Genomic DNA, 17,834 nt, shown 5'->3' with positions numbered 1-17,834 from the left:
CTTGATATAATAATTCTTGGACTTTTTAACTTATTAAAGGAGGTTAATATGAATTCTAAAGAAAATAATTCAAGTAAAAACTTAGAAGATTCTATAGAAAAGCTTAGTAAAAACTTATATCTTGAATCACCTGACTTGTGGATTGAGTTTTCAGGAAAAGTAAATGATAATATTTTCGATGAAATGGTGCTGTTCTTTGCTATTAAATATAATTATAAATCAATAGTAGAACATGCTATAAGCAATAACCTTATAGACCTAAATGCACCTTCTAGAAATAATGATTATCCTAATATAAAAGAACATCTTATTTTCATAGCAAAACAAAATAAGTCTTTAGATATACTTAACTATCTTGAAGCTTCTTCATCTTGTAATAATATTGATAAAGATACAATAGTGAAAAAAATAGACGATTCTACATCTAATTCAAATGCCAATAAAGGAAATAAATATTTTCCTAGATATCTTTGTGATCATTGTAATCACAATATTTTTGAATCTGGGTATAGAGTTTCTGAGTCTATAGAGTATAAATATTCATTAGAAAATGATAAACCCATAGAAGTTTCTAGAAAACTATCTAACTTAGTAGTGTGCTGCAATTGTAATAAAGATCTTAAGGATATATCTATTGAGAGCTTAAATGAATTATGTTCTATACAAAATTGTACGAATTGTGGTTCAAATTTAACTGTAGTTGGAATCACAGATAAGTCTAAAATGTCATTTGATAATAATCTAGGTAAATTTTCTAATATATCTAAGTCTTATCACTGTTCTAAGTGTGACTCAAAAATTAGTGAAAAGCAAAGAGAATTTTTTAATATAGTTAGATAGAAACTAATTGTATTCTATGAAGTATTCTCGCTAAATTTATATAATAAAATTTATAAAATAAGGAGCATCTTTAGATTGATATAATCATTCTAAGATGCTCCTTTTTATAAATTTATATATTTTTTAATATTTTTTTAAGCTTATTATTGTAATACTCTATAAACAAACTATAAATATGGTCATATACTAAAAATGTGACTTCAAAAAACACTATTGTAAAAATATTTATAGGTATATATACAAATTCTTTTATTATAAAAAACACAATGCCTATTGAAATATTGGCAAATACTAATTTTAATATATATTCAATGTATATTGATCTATCTTGTTCTATTATATATTTGAATAGTCCATACAATCCAAAAGTAAATATATATAAAATCCATTGAAACTTATTAGCCATAACAAAAAAGCTTAGTGTAAACACTCCTAAATAAAATACAACTCCCCTTTTAGGACCAAACTCCATTATAATTATAGAAATTACTAGTGAGGCAATTCCCATTAAAAATAATGTATTTATAGGTATTATATTTATAAGCATTAATAAAATTATGTTTATTGCTAATAAAACTCCTCCTAAAGCTATTTTTTTACTCATATTAATACCCTTAGAAGCAATCTACCAAGTCACCACCACAGCACTCACAACAAGAATCTAAACACCATAGCTTCATACAATCTTCACAACAATCATCTCCACAACAGCAACAACAATCATCACAGCAACAACAACAGCAACCGTCTAGGTCTGAACGTCTTCTTCTATTGTATCTATATGATCTATCTCTATAATCATCTCTGTAGAAGTTGTATTGTTTTAAAGCTTTTTCATATTCAGGATTACCAGGTTCTATGGCATTAGCTTTTTTTATACATTCTTCACCTTCTTCATAGTATCCTATATTCATAGCAGATACTCCATTTAGGTAATACCAATTTGCACATCTATCTTTCATTTTATTTAATAGCTCATGTGCCTTTTCAAAATCTTTGTTATTCATTAACTTAATTATGGGGCTAAACATTTCATTATTATAAGTATTACTGTACATTTACTTCACACCCTTTTTCTAATATATTTTGGTATCTAAGATATACTCCTGAATACACTATATTTTCTATTATTCCTCTATTTATCTTTATATCCAAATTATCTATACTATTAGACAACATTCCTAAAGACATGCTTATAAGTTTATCTACTCTTGTTTTTAGTTCATCTTTTTTATTTATATATTCTATAAATGGATTGTACCTACCTTTTTTGTAGTCTTTTTCTAAATCTTCATAAGCATCAAGTATATATATATACTTACCTACATTAAATCCAATTCTTCTTAAATCATCCTCGAACTCATCTTCTTTATACGCAAAAATCTCTGCCATAAGATTTCCAAAAGTATTCGATACCATATCTATATTAGTATTATTTTCTTTTTCTAATTTATATAAATGATCTAGCTGAGATTTTATTATATCAGCTTTCTTGGGATATTTTTCATAAGCTAATTTAAGCTTTTTCTTATATATACTATATGCTAATTTATCTTTTATACCATTATCATCTCTTAAATTATCTTCTAATTTATAATATGTCAGAAGCACATTCATACTTGCTGCATACTCTGTAATTTCATTTGTTATTTTCTTTTTCTTTTTGAATGGATTTACTATACATCCTTCTTCTATAACCAAAGACTTAGGTCTATATACTGAAGTTAAAACCAATATTAAAAATGTTATATCATAATTTAGAGATAGTCTTGATATCTCTCCATGATTATCTTTTAGATATTTGCATAACCCACAGTAATATCCTCTATAATGCTCATATTCTCTAAATGTTAGGTCCATTTTATTAACTTTTACATAACCAAACATATTTTTATCCTCTCTAATAGTTTATTTAATTTACTTTTAGATATTTATAATTTCTACATATATATCTTCAAATTTTATTAATTCATTATCTATTATATTTAAAACTTCCTCGTTAGAATCTATATATAATTTTACCATAGTAGTAGGTAGCTTAAACCTTTTTGGCCCTACTGATCCCGGATTTATATATATTGTATTTCTTTCTTTAGTTATAGATAATTTATGGGAATGACCATATATAACGATATCAAAATCCTGATTCTTTAAGTCTATATCTTTATCTTTTATATTATGTATTAAATATATTTTTTTACCTAATACATTTAATATTTCTTTTTCCTTGATATCTAAACTTTCTATATCTTTATCGCAATTACCTCTTACTGCCTTTACTTTAGCTATATTTTCTAAATCTCTGAGTAATTTTATATTTCCTATATCACCTGCATGAATTATAAGATTACAATTTTTTAAGTTAGCTAACACTTCTTTTCTCAAAAGTCCATGTGTATCTGATATAACTCCAACAATCATTATATTATCTCCTATGTATTTATATCTTATATAATAAACCTTTTTTGTATATTTTAAAATAAGCTAGCAGAAATTATCTACTAGCTTACTCTAGATTATTATTTGATAATATTTGTATCTAAATACTCATAATATAAATTTATTTGTATCACCAAAAGTATCTTCAATTGTAACTACATCTAGCCCTTTATATTCCTTAAATAACCACTTTATGTCCTTCATAGCTTGATTTACTTGATTGCTGCTTAAGTTATTTATAAAATACTCTTTTCTCATATCCTTATAACTATTATCTGTTAAAAAGTTCCTTATTACTGTAAATGCGAGTACATTTGGTACACTACTTTCTGAACCTTTTTTGTGGCCTTTTTTTCTTGTATACATTCTCATTTTATACTCCTCCAAGATATATTAATCTTAGTTAAAGTATATATATCTTTGACTTTATGTATTACTATACTTTTATTTTTCTTTGCTTATTATATCTATAAATATATCTGTAATCTTAGGATCAAATTGGGTACCTCTACAATACATCATTTCTTTTATAGCATCTTCTTTATTTTTTACTATATTATATCCTCTATCATTAGTCATAGCATCATAAGAATCTACTATATTTACTATTCTAGCCATAATAGGAATTTCTTCTCCTCTAAGGCCCAGTGGATACCCTTTACCATCATATCTTTCATGATGTGCGAGAATACCTATAGCAACATGTGATAGTTCACTTGATGTTTGAAGTATTCTGTACCCTTTTTCTGTATGAGATTTTATTATATTAAATTCATCTTCAGTTAATTTTCCTTTTTTTAAGAGTATCTCTTCACTGATACCTATTTTTCCTATATCATGTAACTTTGTTACTAATTCTAGTTCATCTAATTGAGCAGTTGTAAATCCTAACCTTTTTCCTATTTTGATTGCATAATTTGTTAGTCTTTGAGTATGTTGTTCAGTTTCTAAATTTTTTTCTTGAAGAGATTTATTTAATGAAAATATTATGGAATTTCTTACACTTTTAGAATTTAAAAGCTTTTGTCTATATAACTTTTCTTCTGCTTCTTGGAGATTTGTATAAATATCTTCACCTAAACAATTTTTTATAGATGATCCTAAAGAAATACTCATGTCAATAAGATTAAAGTCACCTTTTTCACATTCATCAATTATTTTAGATATCGCTTCTTCACATTTTTGTTCATCACAATTTGGTATAAGTATAACAAATTCATCGCCACCCCACCTAAATATGAAGTCTTCCTCTCTAGTTACACTTTTTAATATCTTAGCCATTTCCTTTAATAATCTATCTCCTTCAAGATGACCAAATGTATCATTTATAACTTTTAAACCATTAACATCTCCCATTATAACTCCTATAGGAAGATGTTCGATATTATTTAATTCTTCTTTTTTCTCCTCAAAACAAGCTCTATTGTATACCCCTGTTAAACTATCTGTAAAGCTAAGTTTCATTAATTTTTCTTTTAGTTCTGTTTTTTCAGTAACATCACTAGATATACCTACTATTCCCCATACTTGACCTTGTTCATCTATCACAGGTACTTTTATAGTTTCTTCTATTATTTCTCTACCATCTTGACCGTTGATTCTTCGCTCGACCACTTTCATCTTTTTACTTTCTATTATTGCTTTATCTTCTTCCATAAATCCCCTAGCTACTTCTTCAGATACAGTTTGTGTTTCAATATCATTCTTTCCTATCATACTTCCTATTCCTAGTGCATCATAATGTTCTTTCCATTTTTTATTATACCCTATATATTTACTGTCTCTATCTTTATAGAAAATGTATTGCGGCAATGTATCTATTATTGTTCTTAATATATTTTCTCTCTCTTCTAATTTACTTTGTTCTTCCTTTAAAGGTGTTATATCTATTAACATACCCATTACACCTATTATTTCTTCGTATTCATTTATATAAGGCGTAACATAACACTGACTAAATTTACCATTTATGCACACTTCAAAATTCTTAGGCTCTTTAGTCATAATTACAGACTTAAAATCTTCATTACATATATCATTGTTGCTACACTCTAAACATTTGTTATTTATTACACTTATATCTTCATTATTTCTAAAGTTGTATATATGTTTAAATGCCTTGTTCGTGGCAATTAATTTTCCATCTAAATTTTTTATCCATATTGGAAATGGTATATTATCCATTATTATATTATTACTAGTTTGTGTATCTTCTTTCTCGGTTTTTAATAACATTACCCCTCTCCCCCTGCTTATTACTACCTAAATAATATTATAAAATAATGATTTTTATATTTCTACATATATTAAATATATTAGATCATAAAAATATTTTATATTATATATATTTCCTTACTCCATTTATACCAAACATGTTATCACTTATTGCTTATTTAAAAATGGGTATTCTTAATTGTTTTTATACTAAATTTTATGAATAAAAATATTATATCCTTAATAGTATTAATTAAAGGTAAACAAGCCTAAGATTATTATCAATATAAGGGGGATACTATGTTAAATGTATTTGTTAGGGATTTAAATGAAAAAACTAAATCTATAAGAAGTAAAGGCTATATTCCAGGTGTTATATATGGAAACAAATTAGATAAAAGCATACCTATTTCAGTATATAAAACAGATTTCACTAGATTAATAGATTCTAAGAATCATGATGGTTATATTCAACTAAATCTAAATAACAAAGTATACAATTGCATTATTACAGATGTTCAAGTAGATAGTGTAAAAGATTTGTTCTTACATATAGACTTTAAAGAGATGAAATAAAATATAAAAAAGGAGAGTAAAACTCTCCTTTTTTATATTTTAACATTCGTGTCTGTTAACCATTATTCTTTTAAATTTAAATGTTCAATCATATTTACTATGACTACATTATTTGCTCTAAATTTGAATTTTTATACTTAAATGACTTGTGATTTTTATATTTCTCAATTGTTAAAATCATACCTAGTATAGTTAACGTAATTAGTTCAGCTAAAGGTAATGATAAGAAAACTCCTCTAACACCTATTATTGGAGGTAAAATCATTGTTAATATAAACTGAAACAAAAATCCCCTTCCTATTGACAATATGTTAGCATATATATTTTTTCCTATTGCTTGATAATATCCACTCATCGCAAATATGATACCTATAACAGGGCTTCCTAAACAATATATTAATATTTCGCTATATGCAAATTCTATATTTTCACTACTTATTCCAAATATTTGTATAAGTTCTCTTCCAAATGAGTTAATGCCTATATATACTAATGTTCCACCTATTGCACATACCCCAATAGTTATATATAGTAATTGTCTCATTCTTTTTATTTTGTTCGCTCCATAATGATACCCTATAAGAGGTTGTAGACCTTGTGATATACCCATGCAAGTATTAACTAAGAAGCAATTAATATAAGTTGCAACTGTATATATAGCAACATCTACTGTATTTCCATATAAGTACATTGTTTTATTTTGAACAAATAATATTATTCCATATGATAACTGTATTGCAAAACTTACAAATCCTATTTTAAGTATTTCTTTTAATATACTTACATCTATTTTTAGATACTCTTTCTTAATCTTTATATTAGCGTTCCCTTTTACAAAGTAGTATAATGATACAACAGTTGATATAAATATACTGGCACTAGTTGCCATAGCGGCACCCTTAACCCCATATCCAAGTTTCATAACAAATACCCAGTCTAATATGATATTACAAATAGCACCTATTCCTATCATCATCATTGATAGCTGCGGTCTACCATCTGCTCTTACTATTGGATTTAGTGCTGTTGAAAACAAATATGGTATGGTTATTAAGTAAATTACACTATAATATTCTCTTGCATTTTCTATAGTATCTTTTTCTGCACCTAGCATCTTAAGTATCGGTTCTCTAAACATAAACCCTAAAATCATAATTATAGCGCCTATTAGTACTATAGATGTTACAGATGTTCCTAAACACTTTTGAGCACTTTCTTTATCTTGTTTTCCAATATGTATAGCAATTATGCTACTTGACCCAATCCCTATCATAAGACCTGTTCCAACTATAACAGTTACGGCTGGCCAAACTATATTAACGCTTGCAAGACCTACCTCTCCCACTCCCTGACCTACAAATATACCATCTACCATAGTATAAATAGTATTTAGTACAACACCAATAACTGATGCAATTACAAATTTTGCCCATACTTTATGTATTGGCACATTTAGAACTTGTTCTATTTTCATCTCCTTATTTTTCCCCCTTTAATTTCACTATAAATAGCTACAGATAAGGCTATTTAGAACCTATTTCTATAGCTTTAACATTTTTTAATTTTCAATTTCCTTTGCATAATTATAGCACCTTGTTATATAGATTTATAGAATATTTTCAAACTGTAATAATTTTATTTTTAAATAATATTAACATGGTGTTTATATATGGTTTTACAAATTTAAAATAAATTTTTTATTAATTTATTTTAATTTCTATATCTGATCACATTTAAACTAATTCAGCAATTCATTATACTATGTATATTTACTTTGTATAATTCAACCATTTTAATTCAAATAAAAATAGACTATTTAAAAGCTTAGATAGTCTATTTTCTATATTTTATTTAAAGTAATTTACTCCACTTTCAAATATTCTTTGTTCTTTTTCTCCTAATATATTTTTCATTACATGGTTACCAACTCTTTCAGAGTGACCCATCTTACCAAGTATTCTTCCATCAACACTAGTTATTCCTTCTACTGCATAGAATGAACCATTTGGATTAAACTCTATATCATAAGTAGGATTGTTGTCAAAATCTACATATTGAGTAGCTATTTGTCCATTAGCTATTAACTCTTTCATAACTTCTTCACTAGCTACAAATTTACCTTCTCCATGAGATATTGCTATACTATGAGTATCTCCTACCTCTGTACCTGATAACCAAGGCGATTTGTTTGATGCTATTCTTGTTCTTACCACTTTAGCTTGATGCCTTCCTATATCATTGTAAGTAAGTGTTGGTGCATCTACTGATGTATCCCTTATTTCACCATATGGCACTAATCCAAGTTTTATAAGAGCTTGGAATCCATTACATATTCCTAGCATTAATCCATCTTGTTTAGTTAAAAATTCATTTACAGCTTCTTTTACTCTCTCATTTCTAAATACTGTAGCTATAAATTTGCCAGAACCGTCTGGTTCATCACCTGCACTAAATCCTCCAGGTAACATTATTATCTGAGACTTTCGTATTTCTTTTACTATAGTATCTATAGATTCTTCTATGTCTTTATATGTTAAGTTCCTAAATACTTCTATATTTGCCTTCGCTCCAGCTTTTTCAAATGCTCTGGCTGAGTCATATTCACAGTTTGTTCCTGGGAATGTAGGTATAAATACTCTTGGTCTAGCAACTGTTATAGAAGATTTTTTACCTTCACCTTGAGATATAAAGTTTATAGTTTCTGCTTTTTCTTTTATGTTTAATGACTTGGTTGGAAATATAGGCTCTAGGGTGTCACAATGAGCTTTATATAATTCATCTAAGCATATTTCTTCATTTTCAATAAATATTTTTTCTTCTTCTATCGTAGTACCTAGGACTATATAGTCATATCCATCTAATATGCTTAAATCATTTTTAGATAATTCAATAACTATATTTCCATACCCTGTTTCAAATAGGTTCGTAACTCCTTGTTCAAACTTAAATCCTACCTTATTACCAAATGTCATCTTGCTTATAGCTTCACTTATTCCACCATATCCTAGTGCATATGTTGATAAAACCTGCTTATTGTGTATAAGTTCTGTTACTTTATTTAAGTTTTTCTTTAATAAATCAAAGTTAATCACACCATTTTCTAGTTTGTCTGTGTATAACATAACAACTTGTGAATTACTTTTCTTAAACTCTGAAGATACTACCTTTTCTGCATCCACAGTATCAACAGCAAATGATACTAATGTTGGTGGAACATTTATATCTTTAAACGTTCCAGACATACTGTCCTTTCCGCCTATTGCAGGTATTTCTAGTCTATTTTGAGCATAATATGCACCTAAAAGTGCTGCAAATGGTTTACCCCATTTAGTTGGGTTATCCCCAAGCTTTTCGAAATATTCTTGTAAAGTAAGCCTAATTGAACTATAGTTACCCCCAATAGCCACAACTTTACACACAGACTCCACCACTGCATATAATGCACCATGGAATGGACTCCATTTTCCTATCTTTGGATTATATCCATAAGTCATTATAGTCGATGTATTAGTTTCTCCACAAAGTACAGGTATTTTAGCTACCATACCTTGAGATGGAGTTGCTTGATACTTTCCTCCAAATGGCATTAATACTGTATTTGAACCTATTGTGTTATCAAATCTTTCGACTAATCCTTTTTGTGAACATACATTTAAGTCAGATAATAGATTTATAAATTTTTCTTTTATACTTATATCTTCACCTGTTGCTAACTCACAAATTTCTTCATTTTTTATACTTCTAAAGTATGGCTTTTCTTCATCTACCTTATCTACATGAACTTTTGTACTTTGCTTAACTCCATTAGTTTCTAAGAAGTTTCTACTTATGTTTACTATAGCTTTGTCATTCCAAAACATTCTCATATATCCACTGTCTGTAACTGTAGCTACATGAGTAGCCTCTAAATTTTCTTTTCTTGCTAATTCTATAAATTTCTCTTTGTTTTTAGCCTCTACTACTACCGCCATACGCTCTTGAGACTCTGATATAGCTATTTCAGTGCCATCAAGTCCATCATATTTTTTAGGAACTAAATTTAAATTAATATCTATGCTATCTGCAACTTCTCCTATGGCAACACAAACTCCGCCAGCTCCAAAATCGTTACATCTTTTTATCATTTGAGCTACTTCTTTGTTTCTGAAGAATCTTTGTATTTTTCTTTCATTTGGAGCATCTCCTTTTTGAACTTCAGCACTACAAGTAGTTAGAGATTTTTCACTATGCTCTTTAGATGAGCCAGTTGCTCCTCCACATCCATCTCTTCCTGTCTTTCCTCCAAGAAGTATTACTCTATCTCCACTTTTAGGAATTTCTCTAATTACATTTTCCTTAGGTACTGCTGCTATAACTGCACCTATTTCCATTCTTTTAGCAACAAAGTCCTCATCATAAACTTCTGCAACTTGACCTGTTGTTAATCCTATTTGATTACCATAAGAACTATATCCATGAGCTGCATCACGAGTTATTTTTCTTTGCATAAGTTTACCAGGTAGTGTATTTTCTAAAGTAGTTCTAGGGTCTGCACTTCCTGTAACACGCATTGCTTGATATACATAACTTCTTCCTGATAATGGGTCTCTTATTGCTCCACCTAAGCATGTAGCTGCTCCACCAAAAGGCTCTATCTCTGTTGGATGATTGTGTGTTTCATTTTTAAACATTACTAAGTATGGTTCGACTTTACCATCTATCTCAACATCTACGTTTATGCTACAAGCATTTATTTCTTCACTTACATCTAAATCTTCTAACTTACCATCTTTTCTTAATTCTTTCATAGCTATTGTCGCTATATCCATTAGACATACATCTTTTTGTCTATCTACATAAACCTTATTTCTAGAATTAAGATACATATCATAAGCTTCTTTTACTATATCTGTATATTTACCATCTTCTATTTTTACATCTTCTATTTCTGTCATAAAAGTAGTATGTCTACAATGATCTGACCAATATGTATCTAATACTTTTATTTCTGTTATGGTTGGATTTCTTTTTTCTGTATCTCTAAAATAATTTTGTATATATTCTAAATCAGCTAATGTCATTGCTAATCCATTACTATTTAAAAACTCTTTTAATCCATCTATTGTTAATTCTATAAATCCATTTAGCACTTCTACTTCTGTTGGTATTTCACTTTCTATTTTTAATGACTCTGGCTTTTCTAATGATGCCTCTCTACTATCTACAGGATTTATACAATATTCTTTTATTCTATTAAAGTTTTCATCACTTATATTTCCACTAAATATATATACTTTAGCTGTATTTATAGTTGGCCTTATTCCTTGATTAACAATTTGAATACATTGACTTGCCCAATCCCCTCTTTGATCATACTGCCCTGGCAAATATTCTATAGCAAATATTCTTTCCTTTGTTTCATAACCATTTGTAACATCTAATGTTTCATGATAAACAATATCTAAGTTTGGCTCTGAGAATACTGTTTGAGCTGCTTTTTTATATACTTCATAGTCTATTCCTTCTATATCGTATCTATTTAAAATTCTTATATTTTCTATTCCCTCTATATGTAAGCTTTCTATTAAATCCTTTTTTAAGGCTTTAGCTTCAAGATCGAATCCTGGTCTTTTTTCTACAAATATTCTTCTAACACTTGACTCTAAACTTATAGTATCTAACATATCTTATCTCCCTTTTATAAAATTAGATTTTTGCTACATTGAGTAATTCATTAATACATTATTTAAATCTTATTTGTTCTTAAAATTTAAGTAACCTGTCAACGAATTAGTTTTTAAAGCTACCATGTATTCAAATATAAAACCTCTAATTAAAATATCTAAAGTATATGAATATATAATTGTAGATTTTTTAAATTATATCTAATAACTTCTAGTATGTTATACTTAACACATATAACATACTAGAAGTTATCTTATTATGATTTAAAAATATCTTTAACTTAATTCTTCGCACAGTATTATTCCTATATCTTTTCTATAGTGCATTCCTTCAAAATTTACCCTTTTAATATTTTCATAAACTTTTTTTGCTGCCTCTTCTACAGTAGGTGCACTAGAGGTTATGCCTAACACTCTACCACCGTTGGTTACTAACTTTCCATCTGTGAACTTAGTCCCGCTATGAAACACTACTATATCATCATCTAATTCATTAAGACCTTCTATAGCTTTTCCTTTTTCATAGCTTTCTGGGTATCCGCCAGATGTAAGCATAACACAAACAGCCTCTTCTTTTTTATAATTTATGTTTATTTCATTTAGCTTATTATCTAATATAGCTTTCATTATCTTATTTAAATCTGTTTCTAGTCTAAATAATACTGACTGAGTTTCTGGATCTCCAAACCTTACATTATACTCAAGAACTTTTGCCCCTTCTTCAGTTATCATAAGACCTATAAATAATATACCTTTGTAATCTAATCCATCTTTTTTGAATCCTTCTAAGGTTTTTAACAATACTTCCTTTTCTATTTCCTTAGCTACTTTATCTGTATATATTTCACTTGGAGAGAAGGTTCCCATTCCACCAGTATTAGGGCCTTCTTCATTGTTATATACTTTTTTGTGATCTTTTGCACTTACCATAGGAACTATAGTATTATTATCTACAAAAGCTAATATTGATGTTTCTATTCCTCTTAGAAACTCTTCCACAACTATTTTATTTCCAGCTTCTCCAAACTTTTTATCACTCATCATTTCATGCAAAGTCTGTATTGCTTCTTCTCTATTCTGTGGTATAACAACACCTTTTCCAGCAGCTAATCCATCAGCCTTTATTACTACTGGATATCCAAAAGTGTCTATCTCATTTATAGCATCTTCTATATTTATATACTCTTTATACTTTGCAGTAGGTATATTATGTCTTACCATAAAGTCTTTAGAAAAAGCTTTACTTCCTTCAAGCCTAGCACATTCTTTATTAGGTCCAAATATTCTAAGTCCACACTTTTCAAATTCATCTACAATTCCTTTTACAAGGGGGACTTCTGGTCCTACAATTGTTAAATCTATTTTATTTTCTTTAGCAAATGCTAAAAGTTTATCTATATCACTATCGTTTATATCTAGACACCTTGCCACATCTGAAATCCCTGCATTTCCTGGAGCGCAGTATATTTTTTCTATACCTTTTTCTTTACTTAATTTCCAAGCTATAGCGTGTTCTCTACCGCCACCACCTATAATTAATATCTTCATAGCCTACCCCCTAGTGTTTGAAATGTCTTATCCCCGTAAACACCATAGTCATTTGATTTTTATTACAAGCATCTATAGATTCTTGATCTTTCATAGAACCTCCTGGTTGAACTATTGCATCTATTCCATATTCATGTGCTAATTCTACACAGTCACTAAATGGGAAGAATGCATCTGATGCAAGGACTGCTCCTTTGAAATCTTTATCTTTATTATTTTCTAAAGCATTTTTTAATGCCCATATTCTTGAAGTTTGACCACATCCTAGAGCTAAAGTCTGACCATCTTTAACTATAGCTATTGCATTTGACTTCATATTTTTAACTACTCTCATACCAAATTCCATATCTATTAATTGACTTTCACTTGGCTTAACATCTGTCACCACTTCACATTTTTGTGCTAAAGTGTTGTTTCTATCTTGTATTAGTAATTTTCCATCAAGGTATTTCATATCATATGGTTGTAAACTCTTTTCTATTTTAGCTAACTTTAAAATTCTAAGATTTTTCTTTTCTTTTAATATATCTAATGCTTCGTCTGTATAATCATAAGCTACTACTATTTCTAAAAATATATCATTCATCATCCTTGCAGTTTTAGCATCAACAGTAGAAGTTATTCCTACTATTCCACCAAATATAGATACTTTATCAGCTTCATAGCATTTTTTATAAGCTTCTAAACTATCTTTTCCTATTCCTACTCCACATGGGTTGGTATGTTTAATAGCTACACTAACAACTTCTTTACTATCTTTAAACTCCCTCATTACCTCCAAACATCCATGTAAATCATTTATATTGTTAAATGAAAGCTCTTTTCCATTTAATTGTTCATAATTTAATATTGAATTTTTAGCATTTGGTTGAGTATATAAAATACCATTTTGATGTGGATTTTCGCCATATCTTAAAGTTTCTTCTTTTTGGAATGTTAAGTTTAATATTTCAGAATAAGTATCTCCTACTTGCTCTGCAAAGTAAGTTGATATAAGTGCATCATATCTAGCCGTTGTAGAGAAAGCCTTGTATGCTAATCTTTTTCTATCTTCTAAAGTTAAATCATTATTTTTTAGTTTTTCTATTATCATATCGTAATCATCTACATCTACTACGATTGTTACATCTTTATAGTTTTTAGCTGCTGAACGTATCATAGATGGTCCACCAATATCTATGTTCTCTATCATCTGTTCATGATTTTTTCCTGCTTTTAATGTTCCTTCAAAGTCATATAAATTGACTGCTACTAAATCTATCGATCCTATATTGTACTCGTTTACTGTATCTATATGTGATTTTTCATCTCTCTTATAAAGTATCCCTCCATGTATATATGGATTTAATGTTTTAACTCTTCCGTCTAACATTTCAGGAAATTTTGTTACATCTTCTATAGTTATAGAATTTACTCCATTTACTACTAGTGTTTTAAATGTATTACCTGTAGATATAACTTCATATCCTAGACTATTTAGCTCTCTAGCAAATTCTACTACTCCACTCTTATCTGTCACACTTATTAATGCTCTTTTACTCATTTATAAACACTCTCCTACCCTGAATACTTAATTTATTTTCGCAGAACAACCTTATACTTTCATTTAATATTTTATGCTCAACTTCTAATACTCTTTTAGATAATGTTTTAGCATCATCATCTTGCTTAACTTCAACTGTTTTTTGCATTATTATTGGCCCATTATCCGCAACCTCATCTACAAAATGAACTGTTGCGCCTGTAAATTTAACTCCATAATCTATGACAGCTTGATGCACCTTTTCTCCATAATAGCCTCCACCACAAAATGATGGTATTAATGATGGATGTATATTTATAATCTTATCTTTAAATTCTGATACAAACTTAGGACTTATTATCTTTAAGTATCCTGCTAGAACTACTAAGTCAACTTTATACTTTTTTAATATTTCTATAATCTTATCTTCATTAGTTTCATATATAGCATCTATATCATTATGCTTTGCTCTTTGTAGAGCATAGGCATTCTCTTTATTTGATATCACAACATTAACATTACCTTTGATGTTTCCAAATTTAGTTCCATCAATGATTGATTGTAAATTAGTCCCTCCACCAGATACTAATACTCCTATGTTTAACATAGACTTACTCCTTCATGAGTGTCTACAACGTTTCCTATTATATATGCTTTATCTTTCATCAGTCCCTTATATTTTTCATCTATATTTATTTCTTGATCTTTAGTATTTATATAATTTACAACTTCTTTTGCTCTTTCACTATCTACAACTAGCACTAATCCAATTCCCATATTAAAACTCTTATGAAGTTCTCTTTCTTCTATAGAATTAAATCCTTCTATCATTTTGAATATAGGAGGTTTTTCCCATGAATCCTTCTTAATATCTATACCTAAATCTTTTGGTATAACTCTAGGTATATTCTCTATAACTCCTCCACCTGTTATATGAGCTATAGATTTTATTTCAAATTTATTTATTAAATCTAAAACTAACTTTACATATATTTTAGTAGGAGTTAAAAGTGACTCTCCTAAAGTCATCCCTAATTCTTCTATGTACTGTTCTAATTTATAATTATATGTATCTAAAAAAATCTTTCTTATAAAAGAATATCCATTGCTATGAACTCCACTTGATGATATCCCTATAAGCACATCTCCATTTTTAACATTTTTACCAGATACTATTTTTTCTTTGTCAGCTATTCCAACTGAGAATCCTGCTAAATCATATTCATCATCAGAATACATACCTGGCATTTCAGCTGTTTCTCCACCTATAAGTGCAGATCCTGCCATCTTACATCCTTTTGCTATACCCGAAACTATCTGTTCTACTTTCTCTGCAACTAATTTTCCAGTAGCTATATAATCTAAGAAAAATAATGGCTTTGCCCCTTGACATATTAAGTCATTAACACACATTGCAACTAAATCTATTCCAACCGTATCATGTTTATCTAACATTTGGGCTAGCTTTAATTTTGTTCCAACTCCATCTGTAGATGATAGCAACACTGGTTCTTTCATAGTTGTAAAATCTTTTAAACTATATAATCCACTAAAGTTTCCTAAATCTCCTATTACATTGCTGTCATAGGTAGATTTTATCTTTCCTTTTATAAGATCTACTGCTCTATTTCCCTCATCTATATCTACTCCAGATTGCTTATATGTTAACATGAAAGTAATTCCTCCCTATCTATTTTCTTAACTGGATAATCTCCATCAAAACAAGCTTTACAGAATTTAGATTTTTGTCCAGTTGCCTCTAGCATTCCTTCAATTTCTAAGAATTCTAATGAATCACATCCTATATATTCTTTAATTCCTTCTACATCATTTTGTGATGCTATTAATTTCGAACGGTTTGGTGTATCTATTCCATAGTAACAAGAATACTTAACTGGGGGTGATGTTATTCTAAGGTGAATCTCACTTGCTCCTGCATCTTTTAGAGATTTTACTATTGCCTTTGAAGTAGTTCCCCTAACTACTGAGTCATCTACGAGTATTAATGATTTTCCTTTGACTACACTTGATAATGGATTAAGCTTTATCTTTACTCCAATTTCTCGTTCTTCTTGAGTAGGTTTTATAAATGTTCTCCCCACATATCTATTTTTAACTAATCCTTCGCTCACAGGTAGCCCACTAGCATTGGAATATCCTATTGCCCCTGCCCATCCTGAATCTGGAACTGGGACAACTATATCAGCTTTAACTTTATCATCCTTAGCTAATATTTCTCCACATTTAATCCTAAAATTATATACGTTTACATTATCTATAGTTGCATCATTTCTAGCAAAGTATATGTGTTCAAATATACAACTTCTTTTCACTGTTTTATAATTTTCAGAGTAAAAATAAGATTTCATTTCACCATTTTTTATAACTATTATTTCTCCTGGCTCTACATCTCTTATAACTTCTCCACCTATTATATCTATCGCACAATCCTCAGATGCAAATATAAATTTTTCATCTTTCTTACCTAATATTAATGGTCTAAATCCATGAGGGTCTCTAACTGCTACAAGTTCATCTTCACCCATTATTACTAGTGAATATGCACCTTTTATATAATCCATTGTTATTTTTAAACTCTCTACTATATCACCTTTATAGTATCTAGCAAGTATGTATAAAATTACCTCCGTATCAGAGTTCGCTTGAAACATATATCCATCTTCTTCTAACATGTCTCGTAAATAATTTGCATTTACCAAATTACCATTATGAGCTAAGGCTAATTTTCTCTTTCTACAACTTCCAACTAATGGCTGGCAGTTTGCCATATAACTTCCACCAGCAGTTGAATATCTTACATGTCCTATTCCCATATTTCCTTTTAACTCTGCTAAGTCTTTTTCCTTGAACACATCTGATACTAATCCCATATCTTTTTTGTAGTTTATTTTTTCATTGCCAACTACTGCTATACCACAACTTTCTTGACCTCTATGCTGCATAGAGTACAAAGAATAATATAATTCTTTAGATATATCTTTATTTGAATATATACCTACTATTCCGCACAT

At 28.8% G+C, this 17,834-nt stretch carries 15 protein-coding genes; 2 read left to right on the top strand and 13 right to left on the bottom strand.

Annotated elements, in window-relative coordinates:
• Positions 1-48 precede the first annotated feature (48 nt).
• Positions 49-840: a hypothetical protein gene (locus I1959_RS12540; protein WP_092922097.1), complete on the top strand. Its 792-nt coding sequence runs from the start codon at positions 49-51 to the stop codon at positions 838-840.
• 112 nt (positions 841-952) lie between these two features.
• On the opposite strand, the gene I1959_RS12535 is transcribed toward I1959_RS12540, so the two are convergent.
• From I1959_RS12535 to I1959_RS12510, 6 genes are all read right to left on the bottom strand, one after another.
• The gene (locus tag I1959_RS12535) at positions 953-1,444 is read right to left on the bottom strand and encodes a hypothetical protein (RefSeq protein WP_166506071.1); all 492 of its coding nucleotides are present in this window, start codon (positions 1,442-1,444) and stop codon (positions 953-955) included.
• 10 nt (positions 1,445-1,454) lie between these two features.
• Complete coding sequence (locus I1959_RS12530; RefSeq protein WP_166506072.1) at positions 1,455-1,898, bottom strand: tetratricopeptide repeat protein; 444 nt, start codon at positions 1,896-1,898, stop codon at positions 1,455-1,457.
• Positions 1,888-2,727, bottom strand: a complete 840-nt coding sequence (locus I1959_RS12525; RefSeq protein WP_092922088.1) for a DUF5685 family protein — start codon at positions 2,725-2,727, stop codon at positions 1,888-1,890. The genes I1959_RS12530 and I1959_RS12525 overlap by 11 nt, the downstream gene beginning before the upstream one ends.
• A 36-nt stretch (positions 2,728-2,763) precedes the next feature.
• Positions 2,764-3,261, bottom strand: a complete 498-nt coding sequence (locus I1959_RS12520; RefSeq protein WP_166506073.1) for a metallophosphoesterase family protein — start codon at positions 3,259-3,261, stop codon at positions 2,764-2,766.
• A 126-nt stretch (positions 3,262-3,387) separates the two neighbouring features.
• Entirely contained in the window at positions 3,388-3,651 is a 264-nt protein-coding gene (locus I1959_RS12515; protein WP_092922082.1) for a hypothetical protein, read from the bottom strand.
• Positions 3,652-3,723: 72 nt separating this feature from the next.
• Positions 3,724-5,514: an HD domain-containing phosphohydrolase gene (locus I1959_RS12510; RefSeq protein WP_240275503.1), complete on the bottom strand. Its 1,791-nt coding sequence runs from the start codon at positions 5,512-5,514 to the stop codon at positions 3,724-3,726.
• Positions 5,515-5,793: 279 nt separating this feature from the next.
• On the opposite strand from I1959_RS12510, the gene I1959_RS12505 reads away from it, so the two are divergent.
• Positions 5,794-6,069, top strand: coding sequence for a hypothetical protein (locus I1959_RS12505; RefSeq protein WP_092922079.1), 276 nt, complete (start codon positions 5,794-5,796; stop codon positions 6,067-6,069).
• A 103-nt stretch (positions 6,070-6,172) separates the two neighbouring features.
• Here I1959_RS12505 and I1959_RS12500 read toward each other — a convergent pair whose 3' ends face one another.
• The 7 genes from I1959_RS12500 to purF form a co-directional block, all read right to left on the bottom strand.
• Entirely contained in the window at positions 6,173-7,543 is a 1,371-nt protein-coding gene (locus I1959_RS12500) for an MATE family efflux transporter (RefSeq protein ID WP_195238509.1), read from the bottom strand.
• A gap of 373 nt (positions 7,544-7,916) precedes the next feature.
• Positions 7,917-11,732: a phosphoribosylformylglycinamidine synthase gene (locus tag I1959_RS12495; RefSeq protein ID WP_195238508.1), complete on the bottom strand. Its 3,816-nt coding sequence runs from the start codon at positions 11,730-11,732 to the stop codon at positions 7,917-7,919.
• Between the two features lie 276 nt (positions 11,733-12,008).
• Positions 12,009-13,280, bottom strand: coding sequence for a phosphoribosylamine--glycine ligase (purD, locus tag I1959_RS12490; RefSeq protein ID WP_195238506.1), 1,272 nt, complete (start codon positions 13,278-13,280; stop codon positions 12,009-12,011).
• Between the two features lie 10 nt (positions 13,281-13,290).
• Positions 13,291-14,823 carry a bifunctional phosphoribosylaminoimidazolecarboxamide formyltransferase/IMP cyclohydrolase gene (purH, locus tag I1959_RS12485; protein ID WP_195238504.1) on the bottom strand — a complete coding sequence of 511 codons (1,533 nt, stop codon included), beginning with the start codon at positions 14,821-14,823 and terminating at the stop codon, positions 13,291-13,293.
• Positions 14,816-15,409, bottom strand: a complete 594-nt coding sequence (purN, locus tag I1959_RS12480; protein ID WP_166506078.1) for a phosphoribosylglycinamide formyltransferase — start codon at positions 15,407-15,409, stop codon at positions 14,816-14,818. Before purN ends, purH begins: the two co-directional genes overlap by 8 nt.
• Complete coding sequence (purM, locus tag I1959_RS12475; RefSeq protein WP_166506079.1) at positions 15,403-16,473, bottom strand: phosphoribosylformylglycinamidine cyclo-ligase; 1,071 nt, start codon at positions 16,471-16,473, stop codon at positions 15,403-15,405. The genes purN and purM overlap by 7 nt, the downstream gene beginning before the upstream one ends.
• Entirely contained in the window at positions 16,467-17,834 is a 1,368-nt protein-coding gene (gene purF / locus I1959_RS12470) for an amidophosphoribosyltransferase (RefSeq protein WP_195238502.1), read from the bottom strand. Before purF ends, purM begins: the two co-directional genes overlap by 7 nt.

The organism is Romboutsia sp. 1001285H_161024_C4, from assembly GCF_015550185.1.
Taxonomy (GTDB): domain Bacteria; phylum Bacillota; class Clostridia; order Peptostreptococcales; family Peptostreptococcaceae; genus Romboutsia_C; species Romboutsia_C hominis.
The sequence above is the reverse complement of the archived record's forward strand: the minus strand, read 5'-3'. Positions and strand labels throughout refer to the sequence as shown.

Excerpts from the sequence above, each read along its gene's own strand:
- I1959_RS12540 (WP_092922097.1), top strand. The coding sequence starts at position 49 with ATGAATTCTAAAGAAAATAATTCAAGTAAAAACTTAGAAGATTCTATA.
- I1959_RS12535 (WP_166506071.1), bottom strand. The coding sequence starts at position 1,444 with ATGAGTAAAAAAATAGCTTTAGGAGGAGTTTTATTAGCAATAAACATA.
- I1959_RS12530 (WP_166506072.1), bottom strand. The coding sequence starts at position 1,898 with ATGTACAGTAATACTTATAATAATGAAATGTTTAGCCCCATAATTAAG.
- I1959_RS12525 (WP_092922088.1), bottom strand. The coding sequence starts at position 2,727 with ATGTTTGGTTATGTAAAAGTTAATAAAATGGACCTAACATTTAGAGAA.
- I1959_RS12520 (WP_166506073.1), bottom strand. The coding sequence starts at position 3,261 with ATGATTGTTGGAGTTATATCAGATACACATGGACTTTTGAGAAAAGAA.
- I1959_RS12515 (WP_092922082.1), bottom strand. The coding sequence starts at position 3,651 with ATGAGAATGTATACAAGAAAAAAAGGCCACAAAAAAGGTTCAGAAAGT.
- I1959_RS12510 (WP_240275503.1), bottom strand. The coding sequence starts at position 5,514 with ATGTTATTAAAAACCGAGAAAGAAGATACACAAACTAGTAATAATATA.
- I1959_RS12505 (WP_092922079.1), top strand. The coding sequence starts at position 5,794 with ATGTTAAATGTATTTGTTAGGGATTTAAATGAAAAAACTAAATCTATA.
- I1959_RS12500 (WP_195238509.1), bottom strand. The coding sequence starts at position 7,543 with ATGAAAATAGAACAAGTTCTAAATGTGCCAATACATAAAGTATGGGCA.
- I1959_RS12495 (WP_195238508.1), bottom strand. The coding sequence starts at position 11,732 with ATGTTAGATACTATAAGTTTAGAGTCAAGTGTTAGAAGAATATTTGTA.
- purD (WP_195238506.1), bottom strand. The coding sequence starts at position 13,280 with ATGAAGATATTAATTATAGGTGGTGGCGGTAGAGAACACGCTATAGCT.
- purH (WP_195238504.1), bottom strand. The coding sequence starts at position 14,823 with ATGAGTAAAAGAGCATTAATAAGTGTGACAGATAAGAGTGGAGTAGTA.
- purN (WP_166506078.1), bottom strand. The coding sequence starts at position 15,409 with ATGTTAAACATAGGAGTATTAGTATCTGGTGGAGGGACTAATTTACAA.
- purM (WP_166506079.1), bottom strand. The coding sequence starts at position 16,473 with ATGTTAACATATAAGCAATCTGGAGTAGATATAGATGAGGGAAATAGA.
- purF (WP_195238502.1), bottom strand. The coding sequence starts at position 17,834 with ATGTGCGGAATAGTAGGTATATATTCAAATAAAGATATATCTAAAGAA.